We start from the raw sequence: 25,903 nt of genomic DNA, 5'->3' as shown, positions 1-25,903 counted from the left end.
ACCCTCGGGAAGGGAAGGGGAAGTATGGTTATCAATGTATTTAATATATGACGTTATTATTTGCGAGATGGTTCACATTTGCGCATTTTCTTAATTGCCGAATGAAATAACGTAATTGAGCCACCTGCCAGGAAAATACAGGATAGGTCAAAATTATTTATTTCTCGCTTCCTGAATGACGGAGTTCATTATGCCAGTTTATTTCGAACAGCTTGACCGCATACGTTTTGAAGGTCCAAAAACAGCAAACCCGCTGGCTTTTCGCCACTACAACCCGGATGAAATCGTGCTGGGAAAAAGGATGGCAGACCACCTGCGCTTTGCTGCCTGCTACTGGCACAACTTCTGCTGGAATGGCGCCGATATGTTTGGCAGCGGTTCTTTTGAACGACCCTGGCAACAAGCGGGGGACGCGCTGAGCCAGGCAAAATATAAAGCTGACGTCGCTTTCGAATTCTTCCATAAGCTCAACGTGCCGTATTACTGCTTCCACGATGTGGACGTCTCGCCAGAAGGCGCATCGTTAAAAGAATATCTGAATAACTTCGCCAGAATGACCGAAGTGCTGGCGCAAAAACAGCAGGAAAGCGGGGTGAAATTGCTGTGGGGGACTGCTAACTGTTTTACCAACCCGCGCTACGCCGCCGGAGCGGCAACCAACCCCGATCCGGACGTCTTTGCCTGGGCGGCAGCCCAGGTCGTTGCCGCCATGAATGCCACCCACCAGTTGGGCGGCGAAAACTATGTGCTATGGGGCGGTCGCGAAGGCTACGAATCCCTGCTGAATACGGATTTGCGCCAGGAGCGCGAGCAAATTGGCCGCTTCCTGCAGATGGTGGTTGAGCACAAACACAAAACGGGTTTCCGTGGCACGCTGCTTATCGAACCTAAACCGCAGGAACCCACGAAGCATCAATATGATTACGATGTCGCGACGGTCTATGGCTTCCTCAAGCAATTTGGCCTGGAAAAAGAGATCAAGGTGAACATTGAGGCCAACCACGCAACGCTTGCCGGGCACTCTTTCCACCATGAAATCGCCAGCGCCATTGCCCTGGATATTTTCGGCTCCGTTGATGCCAACCGCGGTGATGCCCAGCTCGGCTGGGATACGGATCAGTTCCCGAACAGCGTAGAAGAAAACACGCTGGTCATGTACGAGATCCTTAAAGCCGGCGGCTTTACCACCGGTGGCCTGAACTTTGATGCCAAAGTCCGTCGCCAAAGCACCGATAAATATGACCTGTTCCATGGCCATATTGGCGCGATGGATGTGATGGCGCTGGCACTCAAAAAGGCCGCTCGCATGATTGAAGACGGTCAGCTGGAGCAACGTGTTGCAAAACGCTATGCCGGCTGGAGCGATGAAGTGGGTCAGCAAATTCTGCAAGGGAAAATGTCGCTGGCGCAAACTGCTCGCTACGCTGAACAGCATAACCTTAATCCTCAGCATCAAAGCGGACATCAGGAATTACTCGAAAACCTGGTTAACGCGTATCTCTTCGACTGAATCCTGCTTGCATGCCCCTGCGGGGGCATTTATTGCCGGTGTTATTTATCATGACTGGAATTTATTTCGGCGCATTCGCTGTGAACCCGATGCGGTACTGATATATAGATGACTTCTGCGTACTGATAAATACACTCTCAGCACTACCGAAGAGCAAAAAAATACAGAGAATCCTCGGGCCACAGAAATTGCGGGGAATAAAGTTAAAGAGAACCATTGATGAAACCTGCCTTTGCCGACAACCTCTGCTGGGGCAGCACCTGTTGTCTACGACAAACCGAGAAGGAGGGCCAAAGACCGCTGTAATGGCAATCATCGATAATGCTGGTTGGTGAATTATCCGAAGATATGATTCATCTGCATCAGCGCGCATCAGCAAATATCACTCATGGAGACATTATCACGATAATAGCGTAAAGCCTCTGCGACCGTAAAAATAACAATGATATTGTTCTTATGATAGCGACATATTCTGTCACCCAGAATGGGATTGTTATTATCTGAATACAATTAAACTATATTGAGATAGACATGAACATGATAAAAAAACTTCCATTAACGATGGCGGTTATCGCCGCGCTTTGCCCTTTTTCCTCTGTTATGGCCCAAGAATTTACTCAGGAACAAATTGACGCCATTGTGGCGAAAGCCGTCGATAAGGCGCTGGCCGACCGCCAGGCGAAAATGGACGCCGCCGCCGCCAGGAAGGTGGATCTGGAAACCAACCCACAAACTGCCGCCGCTTCGCCGGACATGGCGATTCCGTTTGGTCTGAAGTTTAGCGGCTACGCCCGCTACGGCGCCCAGTTCCAGAGCGGCGATCAGAAGTTCGTTGGCGTCGATGGCTCCTATAACGGCGCCTCGGCGATTGGTCGTCTGGGTAACGAAGGCAACGGCGGCGAGTTCCAGATTACCAAAGCCTTTAAGAGCAGCCAGGGCGCCATCTGGGATATCAACGTGATGTTCGACCACTGGAGCGACGAAGTTAACCTCAAGAAGGCCTACGTTGGCGTCACCAACGTGCTGGCATCCAATCCCGGCGCCTATATCTGGGCCGGTCGTGACTTCCACCAGCGTCCACAGCAGGGGATCAACGACTACTTCTGGATGAACCACGACGGCCAGGGGGCCGGGGTGAAAAACTTCGATATCGGCGGCGTTCAGTTCGATGTCGCCGCGGTTTCGCAGGTCGAGTCCTGTAGTCCGGAAGTCATGGCCGATGAGTCTAACCCGTCGCGCATCACCTGTACCGGCGGCTCCGGCACCGGCGACGACGGTCACTATGCGCTGACCACCAAAACCCACAACATTAAGGCCGGCCCCATCGATGTCGAGGTCTACGCCAACTACGGCTTTGACTCCAAAGCGGTGGACAACGACGCGCAGATTGATGCCTGGCAGGGCGGCCTGCTGTTGAGCCACGCCAACAGCGACGACAGCGGCGTGAACAAAGTTATCCTGCGCTATTCCGATAACGCCGATAACAGCGTTTACAACAAAACGGACGGGTTGACCACCGTCTACGCCAGCTTCGAAGGTAACTATAAGTTCACCCGGCAGGCGCAGGTCGAATACCTGTTGGCCTTCCATGACTATGACAACAGCAAGGACAACACCGACAACCGCAAGAACTACGGCGCCATCGTCCGTCCGATGTACTTCTGGAACGATGTGCACTCCACCTGGCTGGAAGCGGGCTACCAGCGCGTTGACTACGATCAGGGCGGGGATAACCACGGCTGGAAGCTGACGCTGTCGCAGAACATCGCCATCGGGATGGGGCCGGAGTTCCGTCCGATGCTGCGCTTCTACGTCACTGGCGGTCAGGTCGATAATAACCATACCGCGAAGGTGAACGGCACCCGCGACGAGCAGCTGGACTCCCTGAACGTCGGCGGCATGTTTGAAGCGTGGTTCTGATGTCTCGTTAAGACGCTATCCTTCTGGTGTGTCGCATCGATACTGAAAAACGCGAACACGGTAGCCAGTTTTAGTGGGCGACGACCCTGGCACCCAGCGGAGATTATTGCGCAATTGCAAAAGCGCAATCTGTCGCAGGGGGCGCCATCGCGGGAGGTCATGGCGGTATAGCCGGTTTGAGCTATACCGCCAGCTTCATTTCATCGGGCGATTAATGCAAACACGCCCCAGCCAAAGTATTCCCGGGTCCAGGTGACATGACGTTGGGGGGCTGTCGTCAGCTCATTTCGAACCTCGGGGGCCATGTCATCGTCAGGGTTTTCCTCCAGCCAGCGGCGCATCGTGAGCCACTTCGCGGCTTCGTAGCGGTCCCAGCCCTCCTGATCCGCCAGCACCATTTCCACCACGTCATAGCCGAGGTTGTCGAAAGAGGCCACAAGGTCGGGAAGGGGGAGAAAATCAGCCACCGAGGAGACTCCGCAGGCCTGGGCTATCTCTTCCGACGCAGGTAGCTGACGCCAGTAGGGTTCGCCAATAAGCATGATCCCGCCCGGTTTCAGGCTCTGCGCCAGCAGCCCGACTGTCCCGGCAAACCCACCGGCAATCCATGTCGCGCCGACGCAGGCGGCCACATCGTATTTCTCTTCTGCAACATACCCTGCGGCATCGTCATGAATGAAATGCACCTTACTGCTGACGCCGAGCTCTTCCGCGCGCCGCCTGGCCTGCGCGGTGAACAGCGGGCTCATATCGATGCCGGTGCCGGTCACGGCATAATCGCGGGCCCAGGTGCAGAGCATCTCCCCCGAGCCGCTGCCGAGGTCAAGGATGCTGGTGTCCGGCTTCATGCGTAACACGCGACCCAACGTGGCGTACTTTTCCGGGGTGAACGGATTATGAATGCGGTGCTCGCTTTCGCTAATCGTAAAAATACGTGGGATATCCAATGTTAAATTCCTTATATAGCGTTGAGTATGAAGAGGGTGTTCCTGTGAGGTTTTTGCTTTTTCAGCCAGCAGAGCAAACAGCTTTCTTCCGCTGACAGCTGGATGTGCCGGGGGGCGAAAATAAGGGTGCTGATATCCATCATGCTCTCCTTAGCGGTTATCGAGCTGGGCGCGAACGTTGTTCAGCCCGGTGGTATTAATGCGATAGGGTTGGCCGTTGACGGATTTGATCAGTTTTTTGGTTTTGAGTTTTTTGAAGACGGCGAGCGTGCAGTCGGCGAGCAGAAGCCCTTCTCGGCTGTAGCATTCCACGGAAGTGACGCGGCCAGATGCATCGCGGACGTGCGCAATACGTCCACCTTTGGCGAGAACGTGTAAGGTACGTTGTTCCTGACGGGATAAATTCATACTGGAAAACCTGTTTAATCATCATGTGCAAAACGTGCAAACACACAGCGGTGTCCGCATTCGATTTCGGCGCATTGATAATCAGTCCGGCCTGAAAAGGTCGGGGAGCTGATTATCCGATGATGACATTCTCCAGCATCAAAGCCTCGGGTTGAGTAGATAGGTATTTACGGGGTGAATGATAACACCTGTTTTTTATCAGGGAATAGCCCGGGTTAAAAAGTGTGATCCGGATAAACTCGCCTGACGCTCAGCGCTGATACCAGCCGGCGACCACTTCCGCCAGATCGTCTTCAACGGTATAGAAATAACAGGCCGGGATCTTCAGCACGTCTGCCAGCCGACAGGCCAGCGCGAAGTCAGGGGTGTGGATGCCGCGTTCATACTGGTTCATCCGCGCGCTCGCCGTCGCCTCATCAATACCCGCGAGGATACCCAGCTTTTGTTGGGAGAGTCCCGTTCTGAGGCGCGCTTCTTTTAGACGGTGCGGCAGCATGATGATCCTGAAAGACTGGAAACAGAATCACGATTCTGGTAGCTGTTAGTTGAAAATGTACTAAGTATTACTTAGTGTTGTGGCGATAATATGAACGGCTTCACTAACGCAAAGGAATGAATGAGATGAACAGAACTGATATGCATCCGGCTGATATCATTGCGCAATTAAAAAAGCGCAACCTGTCTCTGGCGGCGGTCTCCCGCCAGGCGGGGCTAAGCTCGTCAACGTTAGCCAACACGCTGTCTCGTCCCTGGCCTAAGGGGGAGTTTTTAATCGCGCAGGCGCTGGGTATCGATCCTGCGGAAATATGGCCGAGTCGCTACTTCGATCGGCAGGGCAACCCGATCGACAGAAAGAAACGGATTCGTGTAAAAGGGTGAATAATCCGCGTGTGACGGCAGGAGCGGATGCCCTTGCGCAAGGCAGTCGATCCGGCTACCGGCTGGCGGTGATCACCGGCAGGATAGATAGCGTGAGCGGGGAGAAGGGCACATTCCTGTTTCCACCGCCATTTAAGTCGGCCTCACGCCTGTCCGTTCAGCCGGTTTTTATCCATGTTTAGCCAGTCCGGCCTGCGTGTAGCGTCGGTTCATTTGCTCATTGGTTCCAGTTTTCTCTCGATATCTATGCCCGCGGCACAGAGATGCTTCATGAGTGCAAAAAACGAAAACGAATTCGTGAAATACCGGACGCATTACTCTTGTGCGAAATTGAGATAGCGATTGTTGATAGCGGCTACCTTTTACAGACATATGGCCATCCGGGTGTTTAAGCGGTCAAAATAAAAAACATAAACCTTGCTATAATAATTTCTCTATGTCTTAATAACGTCATCGGTTTGGAACACAGACCTTATGACAGCAGTTTTAGTAAAGCAGTCCTCAGTTCAAGAGCTATCCACAGATACCCTTCTTCATGAGCCTCCTCCTAAGTGCCAAATAAGTAACTCTAAATACAGGCCATCATCGCCGCGCTTAGTGGCTCATTAATTAAGGAATTATCTATGTCTAATAAAATGACTGGTTTAGTAAAATGGTTTAACGCAGATAAAGGTTTTGGCTTTATCACTCCGAACGACGGCAGCAAAGATGTATTCGTACATTTCTCTGCTATCCAGAGTGACAACTTCAAGACCCTTGATGAAGGCCAGCAGGTCTCTTTCACCATTGAAAATGGCGCGAAAGGCCCGGCAGCCGGCAACGTCACTCCGCTGTAAGCCGCGCTCATTATCAGCGACGTTTACAATAGCGATGAAGGCGATAGCCTGAGCAGATAAGCTCCGCTGATAATAAAATGAACCCGCCCTGTGCGGGTTTTTTGTTGCATTCAGTTTGCCGAATTAAAATCCATTCGCCATTCGGTAGCGGCAGGTAGTCGCGTAAAAATAAAATAAGATTCAGATGAAAAATACCTGAGAAAATAAACGGCGCCGTTGCGCCGTCATGATGATATTGGTTAATCGCGCGTTTGCACCCAGAATGCGTGAATCAGGCCGGGGATATAACCCAGCAAGGTCAGTACAATATTCAGAATAAATGCCCAGCCGAATCCTTTACCCAGTAATACGCCAAGTGGCGGCAAAATAATCGTTAAAACAATTCTCCAGAACCCCATACATACTCCCTATAAAAATCAACGTTGAAACAGGTGACGCTGTCTTTAAGCATAGTAATTTTAACGGAGACCGCCAGTTTGCCTGCCGTGTTGCCTCTGCGCGCATATCATCGAGTATCCGCTTTCTGCCCATTTTCCTGATCAGGTCAAAGATTGCCCGGGATGCCTTCGCTAGTATCATCCCTGGTGAGCAGGAAAAACAAACAAGGAGAACTATCGTCATGTTTAATCTGACCCGGGTAATGAAAAAAACGATCTTGACCGGCGCCATGCTGATGGCGTCCACCTCACTGTGGGCGGCTGAGCACTGGATTGATGTCCGCACTCCAGACCAGTTTCAGGAAACGCATGTAGAAGGAGCGGTGAATATTCCCCTGAAACAGCTGGATGCGCGCATCGGCAAAGTGGCAAAAGATAAGAATGACACGCTGCACCTGTACTGCAATACGGGGAACCAGTCCGGCAAAGCTGAAAAAATGCTGCAAAGTATGGGCTATAAGAATGCCGTCAACGAAGGCGGACTGAAGGATGTCGAGAAAACGCAGAAGATGGTGAAATAATCCGCTTGCCCCAGCGCGAGAATGTGCCTTAAATCCACCTCTTTGCACTGCTCCGGCTTCACTTGCGCGGCTTACGCGTCTGTCGTCGCCGAATGATCAAATCAGGAGCATGTCTGGCGGATAAGAGACGGCGATGGTTCGGCTGACCTTAATCGGGTCAGCCGGGCAGGGCAACCGCGCGGCAGCGGGCGTGATGCCGCTGCCGGCGGTATCTGTCAGTTCAGTACCGAGGTGGGTTCGCCCGCCTTTGCTCGCTCGGGCGGGGTATCGCGCCAGAGCGTGTCATAGCGATAACCCGTCAGGTCTTCAACCACATGGCGCGCTTCAGGCGTGACGTCCTGCTGAAGACCGTTCGCCTTCAGGCGCTCAATCTCATCGACAAAAATCTTGTGCGTACGTTTGTTCAGATGGAAGGTCAGCGCCTGCCACAGAGCAATCAGCAGCAGCACGGCGGTGCCGGCAAACAGCAGCGTCGCGATGGTATTAATCGCTTCCTGAGGCTGAGTCTGGCTCCCTTTCACGAAACCGCCGCTTTGCAACAGCAGGCCCACGGCAAAGGTAGCGATGGCGACCGTCGTTTTACGCGAGAACGTCATCACCGCGGCAAACAGGCCTTCACGGCGCTGGCGGGTAATCATTTCGTCAATATCGGGAATAAACGGAAAGACGTTCCACGGCGTAAATTCCAGCACGCAGCGGCCAACCTGATAGATACCGGCGATGATCACCAGCAGCATCACCTTGTTGTCGGTCGGGAACTGATACACCAGGAAGAACCCGCCGAGGCACAGCAGCATCAGGCTATAGGCGAAGACATAGAGGCGAGAGGGACCATACTTAATGATCGCTACGCCCGCCGCCAGCGTAACCGGCAGCCCGACGATACTCATCGACAGCAGCGTGCCCGCCAGAGAGGACGAGACGTTCAGGCAGTAGACGCAGAAAAAGACGAACACGGTGTTGTAGACGTCCTTCGCCGTAAAGGAAAAGAGATAAATCGCCAGGTGCTTACGGAACGCCCGCACCTTCAGAGTAGAGGCATACTCCTTAAACAGGTTGCCAAAGGCGACAAACTTCTCGGCCGCCGTGGTGGACTTGCGCTCTTTTTCCATTTCCGCCAGCATTTCCGGCGTCAGCTCGCGTTCCCACGTCACTTTCCACGAGATAAAGACGCAGACCATGAACATCACGGCAAACACCACGCCGTTAACCAGATAGGCGTCGGCATTATTTTCACCCAGTGCGCCAATCAGCAGACCGGGGATAAAGGTGGCGAGAAAGGTCCCGGATGCCGAGAGGAACATCCGGCATGTGGAAAGCTTGGTGCGGCCATTAAAATCTTTGGTCATCTCGGAGGGCAGCGTTTCCCACGGGATCAATACCATGGCGGCAATGATCTCAAAAGCCAGATACACCGCGAGATAGAACCAGTAGTTCATGCCGTTTAGCCACAGCAGGGTGTAAACCAGCATGAGCGGCGCGCCGATCAGCAGGAAAAAGCGCCGCCGGCCAAATTTCTTACCCAAATAGTTTTTATAGAAATGGTCCGTGAAGCTGCCCATAAACAGGCTGACAATAGCATCCACGATACGCGCGATCGCGACAATCGACGCCGCTTCAATCGGCGACAGACCGACAAACGTGGTATAGAAGAAAAGCAGCCATGCGCCAATGACGGTAAATGCGCCGCCGCCCATAATATCCGTCAGACCGTAGCCGATACTGACGGGGATGGTCACTTTTCTGTTCTTACGAGTCATAGTTTATCCCTGTATCTGACGGGTCAAAAACGAAAATAACGACGGGCGTTGTCCACGCAAATACCGCGGATCATGGCGTCGAGGATGGCGCGATCTTCCGGCACTTCACCTTTCTCTACCCAACCACCAACCAGGTCGCAGAGGATCCGGCGGAAATAATCATGTCGGGTGTAGGAGACAAAGCTGCGCGAATCAGTCAGCATGCCGATAAAGTTGGCCAGCAGCCCCTGATCGGCCAGTGTATTGAGCTGGTTAACCATGCCGCGTCGGGTATCGTTAAACCACCATCCGGAGCCGAACTGCAGCGGTGATTTCATGCCATCCTCGCCGCTCTGGAAGTTGGCGAGAGTCGAGGCGACCACGTCGTTATAGCTGGCATTGAGGTTATAAAGAATGGTTTTCGGTAGACCGTCATTCTCCACCATGGCGTTAAGCAACGCGTTCAGACTCTGCGCAAGGTGAGTTTGATCGCCAATCGAGTCAAAGCCGCAGTTGATGCCGACCTTGTTGAACATGGTCGCGTTGTTGTTACGAATGGCGCCAAAGTGAATCTGCATGGCCCAGTCGCGCTGTTTGTACATTTTGGCCAGCGCGACAAAAATCATACTTTCCCAGGCCTGAAGGGCATGCTCATCCAGCGTCTCTCCTGCCAGTCGACGCTGAAACAGCGCGGCCTGCCCGGCCTCATCAAGCGGGCAAAACCGGATCGCCAGCGGACCGTGGTCCGATACGCGACAGCCCGTGCTGTGGAAAAAATCAACACGCGCTTCGAGAGCGGCCAGGAACCGATCCAGCGAGGTTATCGCCCGCTGGGTTTTCTGCGCCAGTCGGGAGACGAACGTCAGGAAGCGATCGGGGCAGGCGTCGAACAGCTCATCAGGACGAAATGTTGGCAAAACGCGAGGGGAAAAATCGCTTTTTGCTGCCAGCAGCCGATGGTATTCCAGGTCGTCGAGCGGCCCGTCGGTCGTGCACAGCGCTTCAACGTTTGAACGGCGGATGAGCGCCTGGGGTAAAAAGTCGTCGTGGCGTAATTGCGCATTACACCGTGCCATAATATCGCGCCAGTTTTTACTATTAAGCGTTTCGTCGATCGCAAAATAATGTTTCAGCTCAAGGTGGGTCCAGTGATAAAGGGGATTGCCAAAACTGGCTTCGACAGTTTGCGCCCAGGCTGCAAATTTTTCTTCGGCGGAAGCATTGCCGGTAATTTTTTGTTCAGATATTCCATTCGCCCGCATTGCCCGCCATTTGTAATGATCGCCCTCCAGCCAGAGCTGAGTAATATCCGTGAACGGTTTATTTTCCCAAATGGCTCTGGCATCAAGATGACAGTGGTAATCAATAATCGGTAACGCTTTTGCTATCTCAGAATACAGCCGCTGACCTGGCGCGTTGGTTATCATAAAACTATTGTTTATCAGTGACATAAAAACTCCGTACACGATGTCGCTTTTACTACGCATCCCCAGCGTTAAGCCGGGGCCGGTGTATGACGGGAACATAATGGCGTTGAGGGTAAGCTTCCTTTTCATTGATTGTCTACTACCATACAAGATGTAATGATAAAATTGTGACTTAACGCATGTATTCCGTCGTCGATATTCATAACCTGAAATAAAAACCGGGATGAATTAAATGGCTAAAAATAAAATCGTGTTATAGAGGATGATTAATTTAAACTGAATTTGTTATTTTTTTACAATATAAAAACAATTAACCGCAACAGAGATAATGAAGATCCGCTCAGCCCATGAGCCTTTTTATCGCGTCGTCACTCTTTTTTAACGAGGTGGTTGATCAAACGATAATTACTGCATATGCTACTCAATACTAGTATGGTACATCTCGTAAAATGCATAGCAGCAACGATTAAGGCGGATAAAAAATGCAGATGACAATGCGCTGGTTTGGGCCACAGGAAGACAAAATCCCACTGGAATACATCCGACAGGTGCCGGGTGTGGAAGGTGTTGTCGGGGCACTGTATGACGTTGCTCCCGGAGAAGTCTGGCCAGTCGAAAAGATTAAAGCCCTGGTTGATCAGGCCCATGCCGCGGGCCTGACAATGGAAGTGATTGAAAGCGTTAACATTCACGATGACATCAAAATAGGCACCCCGACACGCGATCGCTACATTGAAAACTATAAACAGACGATCCGTAATCTGGCGGGTTTTGGCGTCAAGGTCATCTGTTATAACTTCATGCCGGTCTTCGACTGGATGAAGACCGACATGAACTACGTCCTGCCGGATGGTTCACTGACGATGGCCTTCGAAAAAAGCGGTATCGATAAGAGTCTGGAAGAGGTCGTCAAAGAGGTTCTCGATAACGCCAACGGTTTTGCGTTACCGGGATGGGAGCCCGAGCGGCTGGCGAAAGTGCAGGAGCTGTTCGCCCGTTATAGCGGTGTCGATGATACTAAGCTGCGGGAAAGTCTGTTTTATTTCCTCAGAGAAATTATCCCGGTGTGCGAGGAAGTGGGGGTGAAAATGGCGATTCACCCGGACGATCCGCCGTACTCTATTTTTGGCCTCCCGCGGGTGGTGAAGAATCGCGATGACCTGGCGAAGATTTGTGATGCCGTGGATTCACCGGCGAATGGCATCACGCTGTGCACCGGGTCAATTGCGGAAGATCCGGATAATAACGTCTATGAAATTCTTGCCGAATTCACGCGTCGTAAGCGCCTCCATTTTGCCCATGTGCGCAATATTAAGCTGATTAAGGATAAAGATTTCTACGAATCCGCTCATCCGTCGCAGTATGGCTCGCTGGATATGTATCGCGTTATGCAGGCCCTCCATGATAACGGTTTTGACGGCTACATCCGCCCGGATCACGGCCGGTTTATCTGGGGTGAAACCGGGCGTCCCGGATACGGCCTTTACGATCGCGCGCTGGGGGTAACCTACCTGCTGGGGCTGTGGGAGGCGCTGGAGAAGACGTCGTCATAAATCTGTCTGCCGGAGGCCAGGGCCTCCGGCCGCGTGTTTTCTGCCGCCGTTAAAACGGGCGTGTTGACCCGACGGGGCGGTGCAGACATCGGTCTGCAGTCGTTTCATCCATTATTCTGCGCGCCAAAGCGCTGTATCAGAAAATCAATCACGCTGCGCAGCTTGGCTGATGGACGGGTATCCTGTTGATAAATAAGATACATCGGCGTTGGCTTATAGGACCACTCGGGAAGCACCGGCACCAGGCGTCCCTCGGCGATATCTTCCTTTAGCAGTGATTCCGGTTGCAGCACGATACCGCAGCCGTTCAGTGCGGCAATCCTCAGCGCATGGCCCTGGTTAGACATAAACCGGCCTTTCACTACCGCTTTAACGATCTCGCCATCGGGCCCCATCAGCTCCCAGCGATCCTGATGTATCCAGTAGGACATCCCCAGACAGCTCATGTGACTCAGCTGATCCGGATGCGTCGGTGTCCCGTGCTGACGGAGGTAGTCGGGAGAGGCGGCAAGGATCCGACGATAGGCGTGCAGCGGCCGGGCAACGATATCCTTCTGCTGAATCTCACCAATATGAATAGCTAACTCAGCATTCCCGCTACTCAAGTTTGGCGTCTGGTTATCCAGCGTCAGCATGACGTTGACCTCCGGGTTTTGCGCCATGTAGAGGCTCAACGCCGGGACCAGTATCTGACAGCCGAAGCTGACCGGCGCGACCATATGAACCAGCCCTTTGGCAGTCGATTGCAGTTCCATGGCGCTATGCTCGGCGAGAGAGAATTCTGCCAGTACGCGGCGACAACGCTCATAGTAGAGCTGCCCGACTTCGGTTAACTGTTGGCGACGCGTGGTTCGGTGCAGCAAACGTGCGCCAAGCCGTTGTTCAATCGCCCGGATCTGTTTGGCAACCATCGTGGCCGATACGTCGCTGACATCGGCCGCTGAGGCAAAGCTGCCGCACTCGACAACTCTGACAAACATCTCCATTCCGGCAAGTTTATCCATGATTAACAACCTGTAGGTTCTGATTCACTCAACCTAACACACATTTATTGGTCCTCACCTTTCGGTAAAGATTAATTCATCGACCCTCAGACGGGGTCTCAACCGGAGAGAAAAAATATGCCTGTTTTACGTTTAGAATTACAGCCTGGCCGCTCGCCTGAACAGAAGCGCGATTTTGCCCGTGAAGTGACCCGGGTCGCGGTTGAAACGCTGAAATGCAAAGCGGAGAGCGTGGATGTGGTCATTGTCGAAATACCCAAAACGCACTGGGCTAAAGGAGGCGTATTGCCCACCGAATAGTTGTCTGGTCGCATTTCTCGTCGCCGGCGCAGATTCACCGCGCCGGCTAAAGCGTAGCACCGGCCAGATGAATCATCTGCTTCCTCCGTGGTTTCTCAGCAACCGGCAATCCCTGCCGTTGCCTGGGGGTTATTGGGGATATGGCGATGAAAAATACCTATGGTACAGCGTGATTTGCTGCCTGTGTGCCACCTTATTCCCAGCCCCTTGCCGCCACTCAGTTGTGCCTGGCGTGCAGCCCCCGGCGATGGAAGGAGGCATCCAGCATGATATACAGTCTGCCGACCTGATAATGGCCGCGAATTACCGAGACCAGCCCCCGTTCCCGTCCATTTATGTCGCCTGCTGACAAATCTGCACTCCCCCTCTTAAATCCAGATAGCAATTATTGTTGCCACCGAGCGCTGTGCGCGTTATCCATGACGTTCAGCAAAAAAAAGAGTGGCGTTATCGAATAAGCCTGTCCATGCATAAAAGATCTAAACAGGGACCCGCTCTATTTTATTGAACGCCAAATATCAGTTGAATATAGCATTGGTTACCAATACGTTAAATTTTTGGATGAAAAGTTCGAAACATTTAACGGGAATTGGTAATTAATGTCGTGGCTTTACGGGTAACAAATTTCTTATCCTGTAACGACTTGTTGTAATTTATAATCAGTTACATCAATATCAATTTGGAAACAAATTAGTCATCAGTTGGTGAGCGTTGATGAAATAAATCGATACCTATCGCATTTTTAATGTTTTAATATGGATTTTTTGCCATTGGATAGCGTTAAATTTAAGTTGATAGGTTTATATCTTCTTAACTATTTTGAACTTTCTTTAGTCTAACGACTAACTATTTGATTTTAAAAATGCATGCAACAAAGGGTGTCGCAATATGGATCGCTCAGATAACATCCAAAGCTATATTATTGGCGAGGATGTTGTATTCACGCCATCCCAAAGAATGATTGTGGACAGGCTGAATTCAAAAGAAGTTAAGCTTCATGTACCTGCGAGCTGCTGCCTTGAAATTTTACTCAACAATCAGGGAAAAATTGTTTCTCAGGATCAATTGATTCTTTGTGGCTGGGGGGAGAAACGTAATGCCGGGGTGAGTCCAAACACCTACTATCAATGTATTTTACATCTCAGAAAGTCGCTGGCCGCAATAGGATGTCTGGATGTTATTGATACGGTGCCCAGACATGGTTTGCGGTTTAATAACAGGCTCAAAGTAACATATCTGTATCCTGAGAAGAATAATGAGCAACAAACTGACAACAATATAAATCAGGACATGGAAGGAAGTATCCATAATGATATTATGGGTATTGTCATTGACAGGTCTGAGCGTGTTGAGGCTGACGATGTCGAGTCAGATGATTCAGGAAACGCGCCACAAGAGGCCGATTTTTTTGAAAGTTCAGCAGCAGAAGGGGGGATTCATGAAGGTAGCAAACGGCATATTAAGTGGCTAAGAAATGCAGGCATTGTCACTATATCCGCTATTGTTTTATTCAGCATCATGACATTTCTTCATAAACCGGGAGGTGAAGCCTTTTCGGACTATACCAAACTCTCTTTTGAGGGCTGTACTGTCTTTGTGGCAGACCAAAAATACGCTGTCACTGAAATTAAGAAAATCCTCAATACGCTAGGCCTGCCGTGTTCTGACAAAACTATTGTCTATTTTACCGCTTCCCCTATGAATACCCGCTTAAATTTTATGTATTGTTCTGTTTACACTAAAAAGAATCAAAACTGTCGCTCCCTGACAATAATGAAAACCATGAAGGTACACTAATGCGCGTTAAAATATATTGTCTTTCTGCGTTATTGGTCGTGGTGCTGTTTATCATTTTTTATTATTTTGAACCATTTATTCCAAATAAAATAATAGTATGTCAGAGCCGCCACACTCTGATTCATGATGATTTTCGTCTGGATTCAAACATTGGCTTTACGCTAGGAAACCATAAAGGTGAACTCACGATTTATGGCATCGCCGAGGAGAACGGCAGACGATCGCAGATCAGTAGAGTGATTAATTTTACCTATATTAATCATGATGATATCTATGTTCTTAAAAATCAATATGTTGAGCATCTTAGCACCGATAGCAGTAGCGACAGCAATGCGGATGACCATTTTCCGGCTTTCTTTTATGAACCAGGGAAAGAGATTACGTTTAAAATTGAATATGATGAATATCATAACCCAGTGATTTATTTGCACAGCATGCCAACATTCTATTGTAAAAAATATCGAGACATTTAAATACGAAGAAAAATGCCGCCTGCTGTCGGCAATGATTCACGCTATCTGCTATTGGCTTAACTGCCGTTACCGACAGGCCGCCTTGCGGACAATATGATACGTTGGTGTTATGGATTATCTCGCCATCAGGATAGCGTATGCTGTTGCGTATCACTGGTGTATCTGAGTCGTTTACTGCTGCGCATCTGCTTCGCTTTTGCGGTTTTCCTTAGACGAGAGCGGCGAGAACGATGAGTCTGATTAATAATACGCCTCAGATATCGTCTTGTTTATGACATACATAGGCCGGTAACGTAGAGAAGATAAATAAATAGCTATGCTGCTGTTCAATCATTTTTACGTAAATGTCTTTTTGGGGATAGATGAAAAATAATGGCTCATATTTTTCCAACCAACTGCTGCTGATGCTTTCATCAGGAAATATCACATTGGTCACTGAGGTCAAATGGTAGGTGTTATTCTTCCTTTGAATGTTGAAGAATATCTTGCGGTTAAATCTTTTCGTTTTGTCGTTAACGGAGTAGCCATTCATACTGAGCAGGCCGCTATCTTTGTTTATCCTGTAAGTGAGTGAAATATTGAGTTGTTCATCAGTATTATGCTGTACAAAGTTAGCTTTGCATGTAAATTCAGGAGGCTGAGAGCGTTTCCATAATGAATAGCCTGCCAGGATTAAGGTAAAAAACAGGCATACGCAAAGCACATACACCGAAGTTCGGTAATGTATCATTTTAATGATCCTCAATAAAATAATCTGAAATACAGTAGTTGGGACGGGTCATAGGTTTGTTACACCGAATAACGGAAGCCCTGGGTAGCATGGCATAACGGCTGATGTATACCCATGGGAATTTTTTACAGTCAGGTTTGAATTGATTGCCATAGGTGAGCGCCGCCGCTTTCTCATCGGTGTTATGAATCTCTTTATTGAGAAAAAAGTGGCAGCCGTTGGTGTTTACGGCAAGCATGTAGTTTTCGAAGTATCGACTTCCCTGGAACTGAGCGAGTATGACTTTGATATCGGCCAGCAGGATAGAAAAAATAAGAGCGGTGATTAAAAAAAAAAGCTTACTGAATTTCCTGATACCTGCTTTATTCAGACTTTGTTCGGCAGGTATGTCGGGAACCGCTGCGACTATTCCTGATACCGGTTCCGACGCCCGTAAACTGCCGATATGGTCTGAGTCCGCTGAGTCAGGCGTATCGTGGTGGACAGGCCGGGCACCCTCCTCGGTTTTTGGCTCCTCAACATTAGCGATCGGCAGGACATCGGCGGATTCAATAACCTGAACCTGCGTTTCACGGGCCAACGTTAAACCGATACGCGGTATCGTGGTAATAGGATCGGCGGGAAATCCAACTTCTTTCAGACCCTTTCGGAGTAGACAAATATTCTGATAGTAGGTATTTGCAGAAACGACGAGCCCGAGTTTCTCCCAGACGTTATACATAAATTCCTGCTGTGTAACTATCGTATTTGAACTCTCAATTAATAGTAATAAACAACGACTTGCAGGAGAGTTTAAGACCACCATTTGCGTGGGATTGATAAGGTTCCTTAACTGGCGAGTCGTGGGGTGAAATTCAACAATGTTGTTAATAATGTAATATCTATGCATGGATTATATAAAACTCTTTCAGGAACAGGAGGGCTTTATCTCGGCGGATGCAGATAAAAATTAAGAACTTTTCACATTCAAAAAAAATTATAAATGATAGATTAAGCTCTGCATATTATGGCGCCTGGCGAAAATTCTTATTTATACCGTTACGGTGAATCACCATGATTGCTCGCCAGCCATGTGGGAGGGGTATTCTGTTCATCAAGATAATTTCTGACTGTACGGCAGAGGGCGCTACCTCTCCTGGAGTTCATGTCTGTCGTCTTAACGTAAGTAAGGAAAGCCACTGTTGATCTGGCGTCACAGCGTTGTCGTCGGGCGATCTGCCGATGTGCTCGGGGTGTATGAGCTGCTTTCGTAAGCCATGAAAGGGTAAGCGGAGTTATGTGAGGGAGAGGGAGTCTGCCGCAGAGTGGATAGCTGACTGGCCGGCACCGTTTAAGTAACAATCCACGGCCGATATTGCTTTTTCCTGCGCCTGTAAACCGGAAAAGTGGAAAATGATCGCGTAGTGCTTAAGCTGTTATTCAATGAAGTATTCTGAAATACATAAAGTAGATTGCGTGAATGGTTTATTACAGCGGATGATCGACGTTCGGGGAAAGTCAGCCAGCGTTGTTACGTATACCCAGGGGTAGTTCACACAATCACCGGTGATATGTTGGTCATATTTATTGAGTACCTCCATTTTCACACTCTCGGATACCGCTTTTGCCGATAGCACGTGGCAGCGCTGAGCTGTAGCAATCTTTACATAGTCAGAGAAATAGTTGTCTTTTATCGCTGTCAGATATGAGAAAAGCAGCGTGATGAATGCCAGGCTTATCGCCAGCAGAACGCCATTTTTTACGCTAAAGCCCATCCGGTATATATTTGTTCTGGTAAGCGAGGGGGGAAGGAAACGGTGCTCTGCTGCAGGAGATGGGGAAACTTGTTCCGCATATTCACAGGTAGTCGGCAGGGTGGTGGCGGGGGGCCGATGGCTATATTCTTCCACCACCGTGTTTTCGTCGGATTGGCCAGCCCCAGTTTCGACTTCAGGAGTGGTTTCCGTGACTAATTTCCGAATCTGGGTACCTGTAGCCAGAGTAAGCCCAATACGGGGAAGGGTGATAATGGTATTATCCTCCAGCCCGGCGTGGATAAGGCTTCTGCGGAGAATTGAGATATTTTGATAGTAGGTGTTGCTGGTCACCTTCATACCACTCTGTTTCCAGGCAATATCCATAAAATCCTGCTGTGTCACGATATTACCGATATTATTAATGAGTAACTGCAAACAGCGACCTGCGGGGACACTCAGCGTTACCTTCAACGCCGGATTATGGATATTGCATAACATATTGGTCGCAGGTTGAAACGTCACGCAGTCGTTAATAACATAATACGTATGCGCATCTGCTAACCATTTATATCGTTCATTGCTGCCATTTTTCATTGTATTGATCTCCTGGCGAAAAGGGATACATAATCACGTAAACAGGAAAGCTACATAATGAATCTTTGTTATTATTTTTGCTTTATTTGACCCTAGAGATATTACCTCATCGTGATGCCGGCTGAAGGGCTGCAGCCTGTTGAGGAGGTTGGACGTGTCAAACGAAAGCGTAGAAAGAGCTCATCTCTGCGTTAATGGCAGCCAGGCTGGGGGGCGATATGCTGTGCTGAACTTCAGGTCTGACTAAGCGCCTGTCCTATCATGGCTATTTTACTTGCCACTTTGGACCTGAGCAGTGCCGAAATTCTCAGGTACTACGCGTACGCGCTGGTTTCTGCGCGCTGCCTGTCTCCACACTGGATCACCACGAACGCCCGCCGTGGCGCCGCCATACTTTATGCGCATGGGCGTTGGTTTTATTACCCGGCTCATCCGGGAACCTCGCCCTTACGTGTTGCCGCGTCGAAGCATGTGAATCTGTTCTGGACAGATTTGTTGCTCACCCCGGTCATTTACTGGGGTACAGCTGGTACGGGCTCCCGGCGTTGCCGTTTTCTGCCACTCAGATTATTTAAGTGATAACGATTTGCGGCAAAAGGTTTTTGTGCTGCATGAGTCTGCTGTGTATCGCGGGCAGTTTGTGAAACTCAGGATTCAAGAGTGCATGTGGGATAAATTGTCTAATGATATTTATAATAGTTGTACCAGCCCGATGAATAATGCCCCCTTGTGGAGGGCATTATATATTCCGGGCCCGGGGATCAATCTTCCTGGATCACAACCTCTATCACCGCTTTGACCAGACCATCTGAAATATCATTATTCATCTTGAAATAATCAGCGGTTAAGCTGATATCCTGATCGAGGCTAAGGGAGGTAATATTGTACGCATCGGTATCATAAAATTTCACTGGATTACCCTCTTTTTTCAGGATGATCCCGACATTTTTGGCGCCGCTACCTCCCGGCGCTGGGAGGATAGCATTTTCCATTACCCCAATATCGCCGGTCACCGAGCTTTTTGGGTTAAACCAGTAGGTGAGCTTCTGGCCTTGCAATTCACTGGGGCAGGTAATATTCATGTCAATGGTTTTGCCTTTGCCGGTTGCCGCGCCGGAGGAAAGCGCTAACAACTCGCTTTTATTAATTCTTTGCAGATTGACCGTGCTGGGACCCTTCACCGAAATATTACAGCTCTCATTACGAAAGGAAATTTTTCTTGTTGTTTTGGGATTTACCCAGTAGATCGCGCCTCCCCTTTCATACGTTGGATAGGCCGGGTCTCTCACGCGAAACGTAATTTCGACATTGATGTTGGTCGCCCCGCTGGTATCGATGGGGCCCGTTTTAACCAGCCATGCAGAGAAGTGCGGCACTGCGGGAAACTGTACCGATTTGTCAAAAGGCGTCGGCCAGGACCCGGCCTCGCCGGGAACCTGTTTGCCGATCCGGCTGGCAAATATATCGCTAAATTGAATACCAATACCGGGTACGCCCGTTTCATAAACGGGCATACCGCGGAGAGTCACTCCTGGAACCTGCGAAGTGCTCACTTCGACGACATATTCTGCGCCGGGATTGCACCGGAACAGCCTGTGGTGCAAATCCATGCCGCCTATGGTCCTGGAATAAAGAATTGCCCCAACCGGAAGCGCAGGATCGGCCGATATCTTAGGATATAACGTCATACCCTGGCGCTCTTCCACACCTCCATCGTTGCCGGCAGCATCCGTATAAGTGCATAGCCGTGCAGCTGAAACCCCGCTACTGAAAAAGACGGCGGCCAGCAGTACAATCATTTTTTTCATTTCACTCATCTCGTTATGATGATTATCGACACAAGGCTTCAGCCTGACTGACTCCGGAATTTTTCTTCTGGCCGGCGGACAAGGTATATATGGCGGTACATTGCTGGCCTGCTTTTTTCCCCCAGCTTACCGTCAGTACGCCAGTTGGCTGAAGGCCGGTCATATAGACCATACCCGCGTCGCTCACGATACTGGCTTGAGATTTGGCAGCACCGGAAAGCGTGACCATGGCGCCAAAAGGCACTTCGCGGCCTGAAGGCGTTTTAAGATGAATAAATGCCCGCAGCCCAATATTCCCGGCATAGTTTGTGCGAACAATGGCGCCTCGCGTAGGGACAACCCGCTGGGTGGTCTGCATCAGCTCCATCTCTTCGCCAAAGGACGTGCTATCCAGAGTGATGTCGGTACTGCGGTAGGGGGTAATATAGGGAACGATGGCATAGCCGCGACCGTCCGTGACGATAGTGGAGTCCGAGCTGAGCCTGACGTTGTCTAAACCAGGGGCCTTGATCAGGACCGCTGCGTTGCTGATATTCTGCCCAAGCGTTATGCCGTCCGCGTGTGCAATCAGACTGCCATTGGCGCCGTAGTCGAACCGTCGGCTGTTGTTGTCGTAGCTGTAGCCAGCGCTTACGCTGCCGCGAGAGCCGTTGTATGCTCCCCGAATGTCGCCGCTATAGTATTCACGATTGCTATATCCCTGCTGGATGTTCCAGTCGAGGTTGTTGTCTTCCAACGCTATACCGCCTACAGAGACGTACTGATCCGTGGAGCCTGGGCTACTTTCGGTGATTTGATAGCTGGCATAGGTATTGGGCAACCAGTTGCTCAGCGGTATAGAGATGGTGAGGGCAACGCGCTGATCGTTTCGCGATTCGCGGCTGGAACTGTGAATCCCCCAGGTATAGCGGCTATAGCTGTAGCCGAGATAGTAGTTAATTCCCCGCCAGCCGCCGTTGTAACCCAGGCTCAATGATTTATTCGTACGCTTGTTATCCCAGTAATCTTCTACAAGCGCGCTGATGGATACGCTGCCATGCGCTCTTCCCAGACTTTGGTTCAGTGTGAAGTTAGTGCGATTACGTAAAGAACGGCCGGAGTAGTAATACCCGTTATGGGCATAGGTGTTAAGCACCTCCGAGAGCGTGTTAAACCCTTTTGTCGAGTAGCGATAGCCGGCAATGGTAAAGTTGGTCCCGGTTTCAATAATATTTTTACCGTAGCGTAAACGCCACGACTGGCCGGACGTTTTATCGTCATAGCGTTTTTTAGACCATGCCTGGGTCACATCTGCCGAGAGGGCGCCAAGACTGGCAAGGTTATAGCCAATCCCGCTAGAAAGAGCCTGATATTTGGCCGATGCCTGTACGCCGCCAAAAATCGTGGCGCTGGATGTCAATCCATACTTGGCAGTGGCCTGCGTAAAGGGCGTGTCGTCAATGGTGCCCACATACGGGCGGTACTTCCCGGAGGTGATTTCATATTCGAATTGCTTCTCGCGCAGCATCACCGGCAGGACCGCGAACGGCACGATGAAGTTCTGTCTTGAGCCGTCGGACTCTTCAACCGTCACGTACAGATCGCCGCTGCCGCCGCTCGGATACATGTCGGTAATTTCAAAGGCGCCTGGGGCGACGTAGGTCTGGTAAACCTGATAGCCGTTCTGCTTGATGACAACGCGGGCGTTGGTTTTAGCAATACCGCGGATTACCGGAGCATAGCCGCGCATACTTTCTGGCAGCATGCTGGTATCCGTCGCCAGCTGCACCCCGGAAAAGGGGACGCTGTCAAATATGCCGGACAGGGAAGAGCTTTCACCGATGATCAGATTGCTGCTGATAGAGCGTAAGCTGCGTTGGAGATAAAGATAAGCGGAATCAAAATGGTCTGATTCACCCTTGCTTTTATTCCACATGCTCAGGTTTCTGACCCGCCACGGGCCGATATTTATCCCGGATTCCAGGTTCAGGCTATAGTATTCATTATCGCTTTTATAATCCTGAGAACCATTGAATTGATAGTTCACAAACATGGCGTTGATGCCGTCATCAAATTTTTCCGGCGGGATGTAGTCATTGGCCACGGTACTTATCGCGGCCTGAGGCACGGAAATATCTAAGCGCTGAGCGGCAAAATCGAAAATGGTTTTGCTGTCCGGGATGATATCGAAATTGCTACACCCTTGTTCACTCTCCTTGAGCTCAGGGAATGACTTGACTCTGACACCATATTGCGAGAGTACATCTAACGTAAAGCAGGGAATAAGATTGAGCTTTTTATCGAGTTTATTACTCCGGGTGTCCGTGATAAATGTAACATTTTTGGTTTCCAGGTAACGGCCATTAAAAACAACATCAACCCGATAGTCTCCCGGAGCCTGGGCATTGACCGACTGATAAACTGACAGGTCGGGAATGTTGGATGTATCACCTCCATTGACTGATGAAATGAATGCCGGGTCAAAGAATTCACGGGCGTTCACTTTAGTGTGAATACTCGCCGTCATTATAGTAATAATAGCTATGCAGATCGTAGATAGCCTGAAGGTATTGTTGTGTTCTATAGGCATAAAAACATCCATTTATAAATGCGAACTGTTTATGGCAGTTGCGATGAATAGAGGGAACCTGCTCCTCCATAATCATTCACTATTTTCCACGTGACTTTGGTAGCATTACCGTTATCTTTTAGCGTTATAACTTTTGATGAAAAGGGTTCAATGAATTTAATTTTTGCCTGATATTCATTGGCGCCAATTTGTACGTTTCTAAAATAGTAAAAGAAAGGTGTCGGGTTTTTAATGGTGAGCTGTTTACCCGCTTTGCGCCACTCTATTTTTTTGGCTTCGGTATTATTGGATAACTCAGCTAACGCTTTGGGCCGATAGATTAATCGCATGCGATGCCTGACGGCGAGCTGTATAGTATTGCTGTTCGCATAGGTATCATCAGACGGCGGTATCGCCATGATGTTAAAAAAATAGGATGATTCGCGGTCAGTGGGAGCATTGATGCTAGCTACAGAGAATATACGGACAGTATTCTTCTGCTTCATCTCCAGGCGAAAAAGCGGAGGGGTCACTATGAAGGCCGGCGTTTTCCCTTCTGGCGCTTCAACCCATGATTTGATCAGATAAGGCATTTCGTCTTTATTATCAATTTGCGCAGATATCTCACGAGCGCCTTCTTTATAAAGATAGCGGGTTGATTCGATAACAATTCCTGCATGCGCAAAACCACTCAGCATCATGGCGAAGGCAAGGGTTGCCTTGATCATCATCTGGTACATTAGATTCCTTCAGCATTTAATTAAAAAGGTCTGCCGGAATGACAGACCCTTTAAAAATTAATTAGATGGTGTAATCAATGGTAAAGGTCGCAACGCCTTTCACCGGACCTTCAGTGACCGGGTTAGCGGCATTGACTTTCACATAACCTGCCAGATATTCCAGGTTAGTTGCCTGGTGTGGGGTATAGGATTCGGCAAGCGGAGTGCCATCAAACTGGATACGCGCGCTGTTGCTCTTTTTCTGAATACCGATACCGATGTTTCCGGCACCGTTAGCTGCCACGTTATCCAGAATTTCAGGTGATGAAGAGGTCGTACCGGTAACTTTAACGCTCAGGCCGGTTACGTTGTTTTCATCCGGGCCGCCAATAGCGCAATCAGTCACCTGGAAACCAAACTGCTGGTGTTTAAATAAGGTATTCACTGATTGACCAGTAGCTTCAGCAGTGGTCACCGTCATCAGCTTAACAATACCGTTGTTAAGCGTACCGGTTGGCGTGACGACGCAAGAGGTTTTGGAGTCTGCCACTTCGCCCAGGATAGTCACTTCAGCCTGGTTTGTTGCCAAAGCCTGAGCACTGAAAGCCGCAGAGGCAGTAATAACCATAGCCAGAATTGTTTTTTTCATCCGTTTAATCCATTCATTTAAAGTTAAATTATTAATACCGGAAAAGGTGCCGAAATTAGACTTCAGAAACTGATCCCGTATGTATCCGTATATACTTACTCTTTTAACCATTTAACGGTTTGTGTGGGTAAGCGGTGCTATATTAATCGCGGCTCGCACAAATACTCATCTGATTTTTCTTTAATAAAGCTGAAGGGGGTGAATAACTGTCGATTAACCTCTGGATGTGGTTTACTGATTTAAGTGGAACAGGATGCACCGGCCGCCATAACCGGGAGCTCAGGCGTAAAAAATGATGCGCAGAGAAAAATTATAAAGTTAAACAAAGTTAATAACCGTTAAGTGCTTAAATGATCGGGTTTAATCTTAATGATGGCGTATAGTTTGCTTTTATTACGACAGCACATTAGTGGAACGTTTATAATAATGGCGATGTTGTTAATAACTTTAGGTTTATTATTAATGACTGTTGTATTATCGTCTTTACTGGTCTCTGCGATACCTTGAAACATCTTGTGGTGCAACAGGTAAAATGAGGATAGGGTAGAGATATGTACAGAGTTAAACTTGCTGTGGCTAACGCGGGAAACATTTGTCGTATCGGTTCTGTGGTTTTTCTGTTATCTGTTACGCTGACTTGTATCTGACATCACCAGCTATATTGCTTTTAATATTACCCGGGTGAATCTAATTTTTTGTGATTCAGAAAACTTAATCATTTCTCTCGCTTCTCTTTCTGCGACTGACCAGTCCGGCTCTTTCTTCTGCCAACACTACGATATACATGAAAGGGCGTACCGGTCATCGCAGGCTGTTTAACGTCTGATGTTTATTACCGCTGATGTCAGGTTGGGCCTGAATTATATTTCTTATTTCTTATTTCATTTTGCACTGTAGAACATTCATGAAACTAAAGTTGTTTTTTTAGCGGAAGACCTGAAAATAGCCACCCATCAGCACAGCATATGTGATTGATAAATTTATACCATCTGGAATATACAAGTTTATATAAGGACTAAATTGATGAAAGAACTTTCTTTTGAAGAAATGAATGTGGTTTCCGGGGCGTACTCCTGGAGCAGTCCGTGGGATATCTTTGGTAATATCGGCGAAGCGGTGGTTAGTGCGACGCTGGGCGCGGTGGCGGGCTTTGCCGCCGGAGCAGTTATTGGCGGTAAACACGGCGGTGACGGTGGTGGGGTCCTTGGCTTTGGTACTATTGGTCAGGGCGTTGGCATGATCGTTGGCGGTATTATTGGTGGCATTACCTGCGGTGTCGGTGGGGCGATTGTGGGTTACGAGGAGACCTGGAAGTATACCAAAACGCTGCTTGACGGTTTCCTTGACGGTACTTTCAAACCTTGATTT

General features: G+C 49.4%; 23 protein-coding genes and 1 pseudogene. 10 read left to right on the top strand and 14 right to left on the bottom strand.

The window, feature by feature from the left end; all coding sequences use genetic code 11:
- The first annotated feature begins 190 nt into the window (after positions 1 to 190).
- Positions 191 to 1,510 (top strand): xylose isomerase, encoded by a 1,320-nt coding sequence (gene xylA, locus DSD31_RS22830; protein WP_044348745.1) that lies wholly within the window; start codon positions 191 to 193, stop codon positions 1,508 to 1,510.
- Positions 1,511 to 2,041: 531 nt separating this feature from the next.
- On the top strand, positions 2,042 to 3,430 hold the full coding sequence (locus tag DSD31_RS22825) for a carbohydrate porin (protein WP_044348719.1): 1,389 nt from the start codon (positions 2,042 to 2,044) through the stop codon (positions 3,428 to 3,430).
- Between the two features lie 200 nt (positions 3,431 to 3,630).
- On the opposite strand, the pseudogene DSD31_RS22820 reads toward DSD31_RS22825, so the two are convergent.
- The 3 genes and pseudogenes from DSD31_RS22820 to DSD31_RS22805 all read right to left on the bottom strand — a co-directional run.
- Positions 3,631 to 4,461 (bottom strand): annotated as a pseudogene (locus DSD31_RS22820) (SAM-dependent methyltransferase); the annotation flags it as partial.
- A gap of 66 nt (positions 4,462 to 4,527) precedes the next feature.
- Positions 4,528 to 4,785: a YjhX family toxin gene (locus DSD31_RS22815; RefSeq protein WP_032716428.1), complete on the bottom strand. Its 258-nt coding sequence runs from the start codon at positions 4,783 to 4,785 to the stop codon at positions 4,528 to 4,530.
- A gap of 250 nt (positions 4,786 to 5,035) precedes the next feature.
- Positions 5,036 to 5,281, bottom strand: a complete 246-nt coding sequence (locus tag DSD31_RS22805) for a helix-turn-helix transcriptional regulator (RefSeq protein ID WP_015585267.1) — start codon at positions 5,279 to 5,281, stop codon at positions 5,036 to 5,038.
- 116 nt (positions 5,282 to 5,397) lie between these two features.
- On the opposite strand from DSD31_RS22805, the gene DSD31_RS22800 reads away from it, so the two are divergent.
- Together DSD31_RS22800 and cspE are read left to right on the top strand one after the other, a co-directional pair.
- Positions 5,398 to 5,664 (top strand): helix-turn-helix domain-containing protein, encoded by a 267-nt coding sequence (locus DSD31_RS22800; RefSeq protein WP_071824652.1) that lies wholly within the window; start codon positions 5,398 to 5,400, stop codon positions 5,662 to 5,664.
- 623 nt (positions 5,665 to 6,287) lie between these two features.
- Positions 6,288 to 6,500, top strand: coding sequence for a transcription antiterminator/RNA stability regulator CspE (cspE, locus tag DSD31_RS22795; protein ID WP_007720208.1), 213 nt, complete (start codon positions 6,288 to 6,290; stop codon positions 6,498 to 6,500).
- A gap of 239 nt (positions 6,501 to 6,739) precedes the next feature.
- Here the strand turns inward: cspE and DSD31_RS22790 are convergent, their stop codons facing one another.
- Positions 6,740 to 6,898 carry a YqaE/Pmp3 family membrane protein gene (locus DSD31_RS22790; protein ID WP_015585265.1) on the bottom strand — a complete coding sequence of 53 codons (159 nt, stop codon included), beginning with the start codon at positions 6,896 to 6,898 and terminating at the stop codon, positions 6,740 to 6,742.
- A 221-nt stretch (positions 6,899 to 7,119) separates the two neighbouring features.
- Between DSD31_RS22790 and pspE the strand changes: the two genes are divergently transcribed.
- The gene (pspE, locus tag DSD31_RS22785) at positions 7,120 to 7,458 is read left to right on the top strand and encodes a thiosulfate sulfurtransferase PspE (RefSeq protein WP_113991329.1); all 339 of its coding nucleotides are present in this window, start codon (positions 7,120 to 7,122) and stop codon (positions 7,456 to 7,458) included.
- A gap of 215 nt (positions 7,459 to 7,673) precedes the next feature.
- Here pspE and DSD31_RS22780 read toward each other — a convergent pair whose 3' ends face one another.
- Positions 7,674 to 9,218 carry an MFS transporter gene (locus tag DSD31_RS22780; protein ID WP_044348404.1) on the bottom strand — a complete coding sequence of 515 codons (1,545 nt, stop codon included), beginning with the start codon at positions 9,216 to 9,218 and terminating at the stop codon, positions 7,674 to 7,676.
- 23 nt (positions 9,219 to 9,241) lie between these two features.
- Positions 9,242 to 10,648: a glucuronate isomerase gene (uxaC, locus tag DSD31_RS22775; RefSeq protein ID WP_032716452.1), complete on the bottom strand. Its 1,407-nt coding sequence runs from the start codon at positions 10,646 to 10,648 to the stop codon at positions 9,242 to 9,244.
- Positions 10,649 to 11,106: 458 nt separating this feature from the next.
- On the opposite strand from uxaC, the gene uxuA reads away from it, so the two are divergent.
- Positions 11,107 to 12,177, top strand: coding sequence for a mannonate dehydratase (gene uxuA, locus DSD31_RS22770; protein ID WP_113991328.1), 1,071 nt, complete (start codon positions 11,107 to 11,109; stop codon positions 12,175 to 12,177).
- 104 nt (positions 12,178 to 12,281) lie between these two features.
- Here uxuA and DSD31_RS22765 read toward each other — a convergent pair whose 3' ends face one another.
- A complete protein-coding gene (locus DSD31_RS22765) occupies positions 12,282 to 13,181 on the bottom strand; it encodes a LysR family transcriptional regulator (RefSeq protein ID WP_044348406.1) in 900 nt (299 codons plus the stop codon).
- Between the two features lie 117 nt (positions 13,182 to 13,298).
- Between DSD31_RS22765 and DSD31_RS22760 the strand changes: the two genes are divergently transcribed.
- From DSD31_RS22760 to DSD31_RS22750, 3 genes are all read left to right on the top strand, one after another.
- Positions 13,299 to 13,481 carry a 4-oxalocrotonate tautomerase gene (locus DSD31_RS22760; RefSeq protein ID WP_032716433.1) on the top strand — a complete coding sequence of 61 codons (183 nt, stop codon included), beginning with the start codon at positions 13,299 to 13,301 and terminating at the stop codon, positions 13,479 to 13,481.
- Positions 13,482 to 14,369: 888 nt separating this feature from the next.
- Positions 14,370 to 15,278: a winged helix-turn-helix domain-containing protein gene (locus DSD31_RS22755; protein ID WP_050486190.1), complete on the top strand. Its 909-nt coding sequence runs from the start codon at positions 14,370 to 14,372 to the stop codon at positions 15,276 to 15,278.
- Positions 15,278 to 15,751 carry a hypothetical protein gene (locus tag DSD31_RS22750; RefSeq protein WP_015585257.1) on the top strand — a complete coding sequence of 158 codons (474 nt, stop codon included), beginning with the start codon at positions 15,278 to 15,280 and terminating at the stop codon, positions 15,749 to 15,751. Before DSD31_RS22755 ends, DSD31_RS22750 begins: the two co-directional genes overlap by 1 nt.
- 253 nt (positions 15,752 to 16,004) lie before the next feature.
- Here the strand turns inward: DSD31_RS22750 and DSD31_RS22745 are convergent, their stop codons facing one another.
- The 7 genes from DSD31_RS22745 to DSD31_RS22715 all read right to left on the bottom strand — a co-directional run bounded on the left by DSD31_RS22745 (position 16,005) and on the right by DSD31_RS22715 (position 24,535).
- The gene (locus tag DSD31_RS22745) at positions 16,005 to 16,481 is read right to left on the bottom strand and encodes a hypothetical protein (protein WP_015585256.1); all 477 of its coding nucleotides are present in this window, start codon (positions 16,479 to 16,481) and stop codon (positions 16,005 to 16,007) included.
- Position 16,482: 1 nt separating this feature from the next.
- Positions 16,483 to 17,370 (bottom strand): winged helix-turn-helix domain-containing protein, encoded by an 888-nt coding sequence (locus DSD31_RS22740; protein ID WP_086817332.1) that lies wholly within the window; start codon positions 17,368 to 17,370, stop codon positions 16,483 to 16,485.
- A 526-nt stretch (positions 17,371 to 17,896) separates the two neighbouring features.
- Positions 17,897 to 18,811, bottom strand: coding sequence for a winged helix-turn-helix domain-containing protein (locus DSD31_RS22735; RefSeq protein WP_064368406.1), 915 nt, complete (start codon positions 18,809 to 18,811; stop codon positions 17,897 to 17,899).
- A 761-nt stretch (positions 18,812 to 19,572) separates the two neighbouring features.
- The gene (locus DSD31_RS22730; protein ID WP_157721029.1) at positions 19,573 to 20,619 is read right to left on the bottom strand and encodes a fimbrial protein; all 1,047 of its coding nucleotides are present in this window, start codon (positions 20,617 to 20,619) and stop codon (positions 19,573 to 19,575) included.
- A gap of 22 nt (positions 20,620 to 20,641) precedes the next feature.
- A complete protein-coding gene (locus tag DSD31_RS22725) occupies positions 20,642 to 23,188 on the bottom strand; it encodes a fimbria/pilus outer membrane usher protein (RefSeq protein WP_113991327.1) in 2,547 nt (848 codons plus the stop codon).
- A gap of 29 nt (positions 23,189 to 23,217) precedes the next feature.
- A complete protein-coding gene (locus DSD31_RS22720; RefSeq protein WP_015585250.1) occupies positions 23,218 to 23,907 on the bottom strand; it encodes a fimbrial biogenesis chaperone in 690 nt (229 codons plus the stop codon).
- A 61-nt stretch (positions 23,908 to 23,968) separates the two neighbouring features.
- Positions 23,969 to 24,535, bottom strand: coding sequence for a fimbrial protein (locus tag DSD31_RS22715; protein ID WP_015585249.1), 567 nt, complete (start codon positions 24,533 to 24,535; stop codon positions 23,969 to 23,971).
- Positions 24,536 to 25,558: 1,023 nt separating this feature from the next.
- Here DSD31_RS22715 and DSD31_RS22710 point away from each other — a divergent pair.
- Positions 25,559 to 25,900: a hypothetical protein gene (locus DSD31_RS22710; RefSeq protein WP_015585248.1), complete on the top strand. Its 342-nt coding sequence runs from the start codon at positions 25,559 to 25,561 to the stop codon at positions 25,898 to 25,900.
- Positions 25,901 to 25,903: the final 3 nt, after the last annotated feature.

It is taken from the genome of Klebsiella sp. X13 (assembly GCF_003323835.1).
Classification (GTDB): domain Bacteria; phylum Pseudomonadota; class Gammaproteobacteria; order Enterobacterales; family Enterobacteriaceae; genus Klebsiella; species Klebsiella ornithinolytica.
Note: the sequence above shows the minus strand (reverse complement) of the source record. Positions and strands in the feature narration are given on the sequence as shown.

Bases quoted from the DNA above. Each gene is read 5' to 3' on its own strand.
- xylA (WP_044348745.1), top strand. From the start codon at position 191: ATGCCAGTTTATTTCGAACAGCTTGACCGCATACGTTTTGAAGGTCCA.
- DSD31_RS22825 (WP_044348719.1), top strand. From the start codon at position 2,042: ATGAACATGATAAAAAAACTTCCATTAACGATGGCGGTTATCGCCGCG.
- DSD31_RS22790 (WP_015585265.1), bottom strand. From the start codon at position 6,898: ATGGGGTTCTGGAGAATTGTTTTAACGATTATTTTGCCGCCACTTGGC.
- DSD31_RS22730 (WP_157721029.1), bottom strand. From the start codon at position 20,619: ATGAAAAAAATGATTGTACTGCTGGCCGCCGTCTTTTTCAGTAGCGGG.
- DSD31_RS22740 (WP_086817332.1), bottom strand. From the start codon at position 17,370: ATGCATAGATATTACATTATTAACAACATTGTTGAATTTCACCCCACG.
- DSD31_RS22745 (WP_015585256.1), bottom strand. From the start codon at position 16,481: ATGATACATTACCGAACTTCGGTGTATGTGCTTTGCGTATGCCTGTTT.
- DSD31_RS22780 (WP_044348404.1), bottom strand. From the start codon at position 9,218: ATGACTCGTAAGAACAGAAAAGTGACCATCCCCGTCAGTATCGGCTAC.
- uxaC (WP_032716452.1), bottom strand. From the start codon at position 10,648: ATGTCACTGATAAACAATAGTTTTATGATAACCAACGCGCCAGGTCAG.
- DSD31_RS22725 (WP_113991327.1), bottom strand. From the start codon at position 23,188: ATGCCTATAGAACACAACAATACCTTCAGGCTATCTACGATCTGCATA.
- pspE (WP_113991329.1), top strand. From the start codon at position 7,120: ATGTTTAATCTGACCCGGGTAATGAAAAAAACGATCTTGACCGGCGCC.
- DSD31_RS22715 (WP_015585249.1), bottom strand. From the start codon at position 24,535: ATGAAAAAAACAATTCTGGCTATGGTTATTACTGCCTCTGCGGCTTTC.
- DSD31_RS22765 (WP_044348406.1), bottom strand. From the start codon at position 13,181: ATGGATAAACTTGCCGGAATGGAGATGTTTGTCAGAGTTGTCGAGTGC.
- DSD31_RS22735 (WP_064368406.1), bottom strand. From the start codon at position 18,811: ATGAAAAATGGCAGCAATGAACGATATAAATGGTTAGCAGATGCGCAT.
- DSD31_RS22750 (WP_015585257.1), top strand. From the start codon at position 15,278: ATGCGCGTTAAAATATATTGTCTTTCTGCGTTATTGGTCGTGGTGCTG.
- DSD31_RS22800 (WP_071824652.1), top strand. From the start codon at position 5,398: ATGAATGAGATGAACAGAACTGATATGCATCCGGCTGATATCATTGCG.
- DSD31_RS22815 (WP_032716428.1), bottom strand. From the start codon at position 4,785: ATGAATTTATCCCGTCAGGAACAACGTACCTTACACGTTCTCGCCAAA.
- DSD31_RS22760 (WP_032716433.1), top strand. From the start codon at position 13,299: ATGCCTGTTTTACGTTTAGAATTACAGCCTGGCCGCTCGCCTGAACAG.
- DSD31_RS22755 (WP_050486190.1), top strand. From the start codon at position 14,370: ATGGATCGCTCAGATAACATCCAAAGCTATATTATTGGCGAGGATGTT.
- uxuA (WP_113991328.1), top strand. From the start codon at position 11,107: ATGCAGATGACAATGCGCTGGTTTGGGCCACAGGAAGACAAAATCCCA.
- DSD31_RS22805 (WP_015585267.1), bottom strand. From the start codon at position 5,281: ATGCTGCCGCACCGTCTAAAAGAAGCGCGCCTCAGAACGGGACTCTCC.
- DSD31_RS22720 (WP_015585250.1), bottom strand. From the start codon at position 23,907: ATGTACCAGATGATGATCAAGGCAACCCTTGCCTTCGCCATGATGCTG.
- cspE (WP_007720208.1), top strand. From the start codon at position 6,288: ATGTCTAATAAAATGACTGGTTTAGTAAAATGGTTTAACGCAGATAAA.
- DSD31_RS22710 (WP_015585248.1), top strand. From the start codon at position 25,559: ATGAAAGAACTTTCTTTTGAAGAAATGAATGTGGTTTCCGGGGCGTAC.